The sequence below is a fragment of the Bacillus sp. SW14 genome (assembly GCF_047608225.1).
Lineage (GTDB): Bacteria > Bacillota > Bacilli > Bacillales > Bacillaceae > Bacillus > Bacillus subtilis_G.
Genome location: NZ_JBLKRW010000001.1, coordinates 3,318,752 through 3,328,895 on the forward strand (window position 1 = coordinate 3,318,752; position 10,144 = coordinate 3,328,895).

Below are 10,144 nucleotides of genomic sequence, written 5' to 3' on the forward strand. Positions count from 1 at the left end.
TTTTTATTTGACTAATGGAATAAATAGAAAAAGAAGGAGTTAAACCCGTTTTTAATACTTTAGAGTCCACATTAATGTTAAACCTACTAAATTTCTACACAAGATTAAATCTAGTATTTTAAGCTCGTGAACAAGCATTGGAGAAATTAAAATCGACCTGTTTTATCAGAAATTTCCTCTATGTCAACAGCCAGGTTGATTAAACACACCTTTTCGTTATGGTAAAGTTTCTTAGTTCTTTATAACCTGTTAATTTTTTTGTTCACTTGCAACTTCTTATAATCTAATATTTCAGTAGGAGTTAATATATTTATCAAATCATTTAAACTATTGAGTTCAGTAACCTATAACTATGCAAGCCTTAAAAGTTGTATTCCCTCTAACTAATTTTATTAAGTGGCATATATCTTGTACCACACTTATCCCCCCTTAATATTCCCAAAAGGTTTTGTAAATTACACATAAACTTCCAATCCCCCCCAAGCCCGTAGTTGGACTTGGTATAATAATAAGGATTTAAAAGTAACACCGAATGTTTATTGTAGTTATTCGTGTTGGCAACTATATATAATGTTGGTGCTCTAATTCGGAAAGAAGAGGATCTTAGAACCAATGGCTAATCTATCTTTGATGAAATTCTTATGTTGACTTGCGATTAAACATTTTAAATAATATATATATATATATAACCTGAACACAAAAACCTACTAATACATAGATATTACTATAAAACGCCCTTCCATAACTTTTCATGAACGCTTCTGAAACCCAAAATGTTGGTAAAACACCCAATAATAAAAGCCATTTTGACTCTACAATGTATGTTAGAACAGGAATAATTAAAATTACTCCCATCGCTTTCCCTATAGCTAGCCCTTCAACTTTATTATTTGCAACCTTTGCTAAAAACAATGCCATTATAGGAGTAATCATGGCTGCCATCAAGACTACAGGCAATATTCTAATTGTAAAATCAACAAGTCCTGTATATACAATAATAAAAATTGTTAAAATTGTGCTAATCAACATAGGAACAATTAAGCGATATAATAAATAGCCTGACTTTGACACCGGTGTAACAGCTATATAGGACAAAACGTTATTGTCCATTTCTTCTAAAATCATTAAACCTGCCATTACCCCAAGCATAAATGGTGATAATAAGATTACAAAGCTCATTATAAAAGTGTAGTGATGTTCAATAGAAAATGGGGAAATCCCGTTGAAAAATTCTGAAAAATAAGAAGTGGATAGTTTGACGAATAATGCCAATGCAATAGGTGCTAACATAGACCCTAATAACATAGAGTCACGTGTAATATTTTTTATATCTCCAATAAGGAAGGTTATAAAAGTTTTCAATTTTTATCACCCCCAATATTTAAGATGATTGATTTGTAAAAGGAACGATTCGCAAAAATATAAGCTATTCCAATCCAAATTATAAGCGTGACAACTGCATATAACATCTTCCATTCCGATAAATTTATAAACCCACCTTCTATAAGAATAAGAGTTGAATGTGAAGGTATGATATAAAATAGCCTTGTATGAAAAATGTTAAGATAATCTAGCAAAGGTAGAAAGAAGACTGCTGAATAAAGAGCCGAAATTATAAAATATCCATTAAGAGTTTTAGTTCGAACAGCCAAAGTAAATCCGACGAGTGTAAAAAGAATAGCGCTTAAAATGACACCTAATAAAACGGGCCATATATTTATTTTAAATCCAGTCGTAAAAAAGATAATGATAAGACAGACTACCACTGTTAGCAGAATGAAAGAACACACTTTGGTTATAATATACTCCTCTATACGAAAAGGAGTCACAAATAGACTATCAAAAGTATGCTGTGACTTTTCTAAAAGGATGATTCCCCCTATAAAGTAAAATCCAATCACAACAGGGTCTGTAAATATCACTAAAATTTTTGCAGTCACAGATACTGATTCTGGCACCATATTAAGAAAAAGGATATAAGCAATTGCGATAATTAGGTAGGTATGGACTATTCGATACCTATATAGAGACAAAATATCAAATTTTAGAGCAGATAAAAGTCTCATGTAATTGTCCTTCCTGTCACCTTTATGAATATATCCTGTAGCTTGGCCTCCTGCGTGTGCATTCTTTCTATATCCTTTAATTTGATAATATTCATAAATTCTTGATTATCTCTTAGCCCTTCCATAGAAAAGATGGATGACTTCATTTGATTGTTTTCCCTGTATTCAATCTGTAATTTCTTCTGACCATAACGCAATTTCAAAGCGCGTGGAGAATCAATCACATTAATTTGGCCATCCATTACAAAAGCAACTCGGTCACAAATTTCTTCTGCAACATTCATGTTATGAGTTGTTAAAAAAATAGTTTTTCCTTCCACTTTCTTATTTAATATAATATCTTTTACCTTCTCCATATTTACTGGATCTAGTCCTGATGTAGGTTCGTCTAAGAAGATAAGTTCCGGCTTGTTCAAAAGCGAACGTACTAAGTTCAATCTCATTTTCATTCCTTTTGAAAAATTTGAGACTCTGCTATGAGCATGTTGTTCAAGTCCAACAGATTCTAGTAATTGTTTCGGGTCCTCTTTTGATCCAGGATATAAAGAACTGAAAAAATTTAAATTTTCTAATGCAGTAAATTTATTGTACAGATTAGGTAATTCAAAAGACACTCCGATTTTCTCATAGTAATCCTTACTAACATTACTAATCTCTTTCCCCATAACACTTACACTTCCTGAATAGCCCTTAAGAATTCCAATTAATATCTTTTGTGCGGTACTTTTTCCTGCGCCTGAAGGGCCTAGAAAACCAAAGATTTCTCCCTCTTCTACTCTAAAACTCATCCCCCTGATAGTTTTATGCTTGTTCGCTGGATAAGTAAAATACAACTGGTTTACGTTAATCACGTATACCCTCCTTTATAATGATGGTTTTATATAAACTAAAAAAGTAAGTTAATAGTCATTAGGTGATCATATATGGTGCGCTACTCTGAACTGTATAAAAAAATGTAAACCCACTAAAGTATTTTATAATTAGAAGCGCATCCCATTTACATGGGAAACACCTTCATAATCCAGTTTTCGACTAATTAACATTTAAGTACATGTTTCTATCATTTTCATGGTGGCTATTAAAGGTCAAGTTCATTACATTTATATTCCTATTTCAACTGGTGATTTATATTTCCAGTAATCAGAATATGAATATAAAAATAAAAAATTCATTTATTCACATTAGGTTTATTCTAGGTTACTTCATTTAACTTGTCAATTGTTACCTGAAAATTCTCTTTGGTTATTTTAGTTGAGAATAGCATGTTGGTTAGCCATACTATTCTCAACTTTTTTAAGGCGTCAGCACAGACTCTTCTGGGTCATATTTAGGACATGACTTCATTCTTAGCTTTAATAATAGCTTTAATCGACCTCTTTACAATAGTTAAAGAAGGTTCTTCAAGAATGTTAAAGTGGTCGCATGGGACTTCAACAATATCTAATTTTCCTTTAACCCATTCATGCCAAGGTTTGGTATAGTTATAATCACCATATACATTAACTGGGTCTAGTCCCATCCAATTATCCGCACCAACAAATCCATCTGTTGCTTTTATATACAGAACATTACCGTAATAAGGTTTAGGTCTGTATGTATCATATGTTGATCCTGCATAATCATTGAGTCTGGAGGCACCTGAAATAAAATTATAAATATCCTCAACAGCTAGATGGCTATTTCCTCTTTCTTTTGCTAACTTCGCAATATGCGCGATGTGTAAAGATGGGTGAACACCTTCCAAATCTTCAGAAAGGATAAGCGCTGCTTTGTTTTCTCGTGCGTTCGCAAATTCGTTCCCCATCATCAATTTAAAAAATGAATTATTGGGATCACTATTTGAATAAAATATTTCATTCGCTTCTGGGTGAGGAGGAAATGTATCAAATAAGATCAACTTCTGTACTTCCTCTCCTTGCTGCATAAAACGCTGTGCCATCTCATAAGCAATTACCCCTCCAAAAGAATACCCCCCAATGATATATGGTCCTTGAGGCTGAGCAATCCTAATACACTGCATGTAATGACTAACCATTTCTTCAAAATCTCTTGGCATCATTTTTCCATCAACACCCCTTGCTTGAAACACGTAAACAGGGTATTGGTTACCTAAGGCGGCTGACAAATTATTATAAAATGCAGCTAAACCAGGTCCACCATGGACAAAAAATGCATTTTGATAATGCCCTCGGCCATTGAGTGGGATGAGTTCTGGTGGTAATTTCGCTCTTTTTACTGGGTTATCTCTGTGCTGTTCAACATTTCGTGTTTGAACTGAATGTTGATTTGGTTGCACTGTATTTCCGTCTTGCAGTAATCCCTCACTCTTCAATTCCTCCTTTACATGTCTAGATAATTCTAAAAGTGTTGGATATTCTACAATCACAGATAACGGAAGCGATAAATTGTATTCTTCTTGTATATTTTGTACAATAACAGACGAAACGATAGAGTCTACCCCATACTCTCCCAAATTAAGGTCTTCTTGAATTACATGTTCCTCTAGCTTTAATACATTGGATAATATACTTTTCAGTTCAACAATGACTGTGCGTAATTCTTCAGATCCTGTATCTTCATTTTTAAGTACCTCTTTAGCAGCTGCTACTCCATCATCATTTAGTATATTTTTATGTTCGTTGTTAGAGGTAGATAATACATCAAAGAAGTTACCCCCATTTTTGGTTTTTTTGTTTTGATGCGGATCATTCTTTTGATGATTTTGTATAATGTTATTCCCTTGGGGGATTATTTCCGGTTTTTTATTGCTAACAGCCCAATATCTTTCCTTGGCGAATGGATACGTTGGCAATGATATACGGAATGGCTTCTTTTCAGGGTACATAAACTTCCAATCTACTTCCTTGCCTGATACCCAATGTTCTGCTACTAGACCCCAATCTTGATTGTTGATCAGCCCTTGAATAAAACGGTGATCATCTTGATCACTATCTTGATCTAACACATTGTAATTGATTTGTTTCTGACTCGTATAAAGATTTTCTCTGTCCGTTCCTCCAGCAACAAACTCATGTAACAAGTCAGCTAGCTCGTTTGCTTCCGATACGACACACGCCAAACGCTCCTCCATTTCTTCCCGTCCGACTTGCAAGGTATAGATAAAATCGGTAAATTTATGCTCCTTTTGCTTGGTAAATATATGTTCAAGATACTGAGTTATGTTTTTGGCATATTCCTTTAGCTGATTTGTGTTCTTAGCAGATAAAATAAAGATGTGCTGTTTATTAGTTTCATAGTTTCTTTTCGGATTCCCATATTCTTCTAGAACAATATGTGAATTAGCACCTCCAAAACCAAATGAACTGACCCCTGCACGGCGCGGAATCTCATTTCCTTCCTTATCTTCAATTCTTTTCCATTCTTGTGTTTTATCTACAATGTAAAAAGGGGTATTCTTAGTATTTACGTAAGGGTTGACTTCTTCTAGATTCAGTATACCTGGTAATGTTTTATTTTTCATGGACAGTACTAACTTTAACAAGCCTGCAATTCCTGAAGCTGGTTCGAGATGACCTATATTTGTTTTTACTGATCCAAGACCACAATAATATTTCTTGTTAATTGGTTGTTTCTGATTTTCTGATAGACGCTGAAAAGCATTTTTTATTCCCTCTATTTCAATTGGATCACCCAACTCTGTTCCAGTTCCATGAAGTTCAATATAGCTTACAGTAGAAGGATCTATCTGAGCTTCCTCATATGCTTTTACAAGGAGATCGGTTTGTGCTTTAGGATTTGGAGCAGTTAAGGAGGCTGCTTTTCCTCCATGATTTACTGCTGTGCCTTTAATGATAGCGTGAATATTATCATGATCTTTTATCGCTTGATTTAACGGTTTCAACAGAACAGCTGCTACACCTTCACCTTTAACGTAGCCATTCGCATTTTTATCTAGCGTCTTGCACTTCCCATCTGGTGATAAAATACCAAGTTGATCAGAACTTATCATCGTATGCGGTGCTAGATTCAAACATATCCCGCCTGCAATAGCAAGTTCACTTTCTCCCATATGAATGGAGTTCACGGCACGATGTATTGCTGTCCCAGCACTTGCACAAGCTGTGTTTAATGGCTCACTAGGTCCGTGGAAGTTGAGGAAATGTGAGACTCTATTTACTAAAATGGAGTGTTCATTTCCTAATCCCATTTGCGGATTCATTTTTCCTTCGCTTGCAAGCAATTTCTGATAATCACTAAATTGAACACCTGCAAACAGACCGATATTTTTACCGGATAAATCTGATGCCTTATAGCCGCTATCTTCAATCGTATGCCACACAACTTGCAAGAATAACCGTTGTTGTGGGTCCATCATTTCTGCTTCCAGTGGAGATATTTTGAAGAAACGGGGGTCGAATTTATCAACATCCGGAATAAACCCTCCCCATTTTGACTTTGTGGTAATATGACCATCAGAATAATCCGCATGGAAATCACGCCAATCCCAGCGTTCTCTCGGCACTTCTGTGATAAGATTGGTTTCCGATTCAAGATGCTTCCAAAATTCGTCCAGATTTTTTGAACCAGGAAAAATCCCACTCATCCCAATGATAGCAATATCTTCCGATTGCCTAGAGCTTTTGTCGGTTGTGGAGCGCACACCATCTTTATAGCGCTTAGATAAAGGCTCTAACATTGCTTTGGGCTCATTAATCTTTTGTACTTTTTGTACTTTAGGTGCTTCTTTTTGTTCATAATGATATCTGATTTCGCTTTCATAATCTATAATCAATTGCTGACTTAAACCTTTAATATCAGCAGCTGAAAAAATAATAGTAGGTAATATCTCCACATTATACGCATCACTCAATTGATCAGCGTAAGCCTTTATTCCCACTGAATCAAAGCCATATTTATCAAATTCAGTGTTTATATCTAGCTGTTCAGGCTCCATTTTCAAAATATCGGCAGCATACTTTTGAATATCACTTGCAACCATTTTTTGCAATTTTTCAATTGATCGAGAGTTAGATGCTACTGATTCTACCATTTGAGGTGAAATATCTTCTTTCACCACATCCGTAACAAATAATTGAGCAATAAGACCTCTTATCGTAATAATAACTTGTTCTGCCTCGTTAATCATTTGGATATTGAATACTTTATCACTATCATCTCCCTGATTTACTTGTTGTACATGAACGTAACATTTGTTTGATAAGCGCTTCCTTGTTGATACAACTTTACTCAATTTATATGGAACATAGTTATCTGTTGACTGGTTTTGAATAAGTAACGCCTGAACAGCTTGCCATGCCCCTTCTAGTAAAGCTGGATGTATCGTGTATTCAAGGATTTCTTCAGTCTGTTCCTCTGAAATATCTAGTTGAACAATGGCTTCATTCTCTCCTATATAACAGTTTTGAATGACCTGATAACCAGCCCCGTATATTACCCCTTGGTCCTTTAAACGTTCGAATAACTCTCTGGTGTTTATTTCTTGACATCTATTAACAATGGCTTTTAGATCCACCATTTCTAGATCCGTTTCTTGATGATCACCATAGGTGAGTTTCCCTTGTGAAGAGACTTTTAAGATTTCATCATTCACTTCAGCTATCTCAAATTCTACCGTTTCTCCAAGCGGATATAGAGTAACCTCCATGTCTAGTAACCCTTCCTTAAAAGCTAAGGGTTGATCCCAAACTACATCCTCCAATTGATAAACCATTTGTTGATTTGCCAGATTACCTGCTGCAAAAGCGATTTCTAAAGTTGCAAGACTAGGGAAGATTTGTTGATTATTTATTGTGTGTTCAAAATTGTAACCGTCATGAGCATATAGGCGTGTACTGAACTTCATTTCATTAAGTGTTGAACTATTGCGTTCAATCAATGGATGAAGTTTTTCCACGGCTCCTTGTTTCTCAACAGGTGGGATCCAGTAGCGTTCTTTTTTAAATGGATAATGTGGCAGAGGAATTCGTCTTCCAGTGCCTTGGTGTAATAAATCCCAAACAATCTCTACACCAGCTAACCATAATTCCGCAAGTTTGTTTAGCTCCTTGTTAACAGTAAGATTCTTTACAAAAGCTTCTCCCGCTTCTCCTTCAAACACACTAATAGAACGAAAAGAATCCTGAACATTTCCGACAAATATATTCTCACCATAAATCTGATCTGCACAAAATTGTTCAAGCTTATCTATTAATTCATCTATACCAGATACAACAAGGGCTAATCGTTCATCCATTTTTTCTCGTCCTACTTGAAGCGTGTAGGCAATATCACCGAGAAAAAGGTTATTGCCACTTTTAAGATTCACGGACTCATTCTGATCCTTTTGATCGATATCATTGATATTTAATTCACTATACAACGTTTCTGACAGTGCTTGGATTGAAGAAGGTTCGGAAAAAATGGTAGAGTCTATTTCTATACCATAAATTTGATTGATATGGTGGATAATCTCAGATAAGTTCATGTGATCCGTAATATAATCTGTAATATTTTCATTTATATCAATATCTTTTTTCACCACACCCATTACCTTTGAAACAATATCCACGATTTCTGCTTGCAATCTGCTCATTGTAACTATTTTATCCGTATGATTTCCAGTATTTGAAGGTGTATCTTCATTAGTTAGAAATTCTATCAATTGGCGAGCTTTTTTCTTTAACCTATCTTTATCTTTAGCAGAAAGGAGAATCAACTGCGGATCATTACCTATCTGATTAGATATAATATCCTGTTCATATTCTTGTACAATCAAATGTGCATTAGAGCCTCCTGCCCCAAAAGAACTTATACCTGCTATTCGAGGAACTGTTACCTTCTCCCCATCTTTGAGTACAGTTGGCTGAGCCCACTCTTCCAATTGTTTAGGTACATAGAATGGAGAGTGTTCAAAGTCAATATTCGGGTTAAGTGGTTCTGAATGTATAGAAGGAACAATCTTCTTATGTTTCATCTGTAATAAGACTTTAGTTAATGCAGCAATTCCTGCTGCTGATTCCAAATGACCAATATTAGATTTAACAGATCCTATTGGAAACTTGTCTTTCTTCGATAAATTATGAAACGCCTTGGTCAATCCAGATATTTCAATTGGATCTCCTAATGAAGTGCCTGTTCCATGGGCTTCAATATAACTAATCTCGTCTGGAGATACATTTGATTTTTGTAATGCTTCCATAATTAAATTCCCTTGGGCATTAGGATTAGGAACAGTATAACCATTAGTTTTCCCACCATGATTCACAGAACTTCCCTTAATGACACCGTATATATAGTCATTGTCTTCTATTGCTTTCTTTAGAGGTTTTAAAAGGACTGCCCCAACTCCTTCCCCGGGAACATAACCATCCCCACCCTCACCAAAGCTTCGACAACGCCCATCACTAGCAGTAAATTCACCTTCACTTAATTGCAAATACTTATTAGGATGTACAGTCAAATTAACTCCACCTGCTACCGCGACATTACTTTCTCCTTTGTGGATGCTCATACACGCTAAATGAATTGCAGTGAGTGAAGATGAACACATTGTATCCAAAGCAATACTTGGTCCCTGGAAGTTAAAATAATAAGACGTTCGATTAGCAATGGAAGCATATGACGATGCAGGAACAAAGCCATTCTGCTGTTGTGCCTCACTCGCACCGTATAATTGGTATTGCCCATACATTACGCCAACAAAAACCCCAACCTTTTCACTCTGGAGACGGTGCTTTGTGTAACCAGCATCCTCAATTGTGTGAAAAACAGTTTCTAAAAATAGACGTTCTTGAGGATCCATTAGTTCAGCCTCTTTGGGTGAAATATTGAAAAATAAAGGATCAAACTTATCCATGTCATCAATGAAGCCACCCCACTTACTGTACGTCTTACCTTTTTTCTTTTTCCCTTCTACAAAGTATTTTCTATAGTCCCATCTTTCTTCCGGAATTTCTGTAACACAGTCACTTCCTTGCTCCAAACTTTTCCAAAACTCATTAAGATTTTTAGCTTTTGGAAAACGGCCGCTAATACCAATAATAGCAATCTCCTCATTATTTTCATGACTTGTTCGGGAAGTTTCGACTTTTTTACTCTGTTTTTTTTCAGTTCGCTTC

Annotated in this window: 4 protein-coding genes and 1 pseudogene; all 5 read right to left on the reverse strand. The window is 35.4% G+C overall.

The window, feature by feature from the left end:
- Positions 1 to 639: 639 nt before the first annotated feature.
- Positions 640 to 1,362, reverse strand: coding sequence for an ABC transporter permease (locus tag ACMX2I_RS17125; RefSeq protein WP_394716898.1), 723 nt, complete (start codon positions 1,360 to 1,362; stop codon positions 640 to 642).
- Entirely contained in the window at positions 1,359 to 2,066 is a 708-nt protein-coding gene (locus tag ACMX2I_RS17130; RefSeq protein WP_394716897.1) for a hypothetical protein, read from the reverse strand. The genes ACMX2I_RS17125 and ACMX2I_RS17130 overlap by 4 nt, the downstream gene beginning before the upstream one ends.
- Positions 2,063 to 2,917, reverse strand: a complete 855-nt coding sequence (locus tag ACMX2I_RS17135; protein WP_394716896.1) for an ABC transporter ATP-binding protein — start codon at positions 2,915 to 2,917, stop codon at positions 2,063 to 2,065. The genes ACMX2I_RS17130 and ACMX2I_RS17135 overlap by 4 nt, the downstream gene beginning before the upstream one ends.
- A gap of 476 nt (positions 2,918 to 3,393) precedes the next feature.
- Entirely contained in the window at positions 3,394 to 8,619 is a 5,226-nt protein-coding gene (locus ACMX2I_RS17140) for an alpha/beta fold hydrolase (protein ID WP_414958349.1), read from the reverse strand.
- Positions 8,620 to 8,655: 36 nt separating this feature from the next.
- Positions 8,656 to 10,134, reverse strand: a pseudogene (locus tag ACMX2I_RS17145) (type I polyketide synthase); the annotation flags it as partial.
- Positions 10,135 to 10,144 lie beyond the last annotated feature (10 nt).

Excerpts from the sequence above, each read along its gene's own strand:
- ACMX2I_RS17130 (WP_394716897.1), bottom strand. The coding sequence starts at position 2,066 with ATGAGACTTTTATCTGCTCTAAAATTTGATATTTTGTCTCTATATAGG.
- ACMX2I_RS17140 (WP_414958349.1), bottom strand. The coding sequence starts at position 8,619 with ATGAGCAGATTGCAAGCAGAAATCGTGGATATTGTTTCAAAGGTAATG.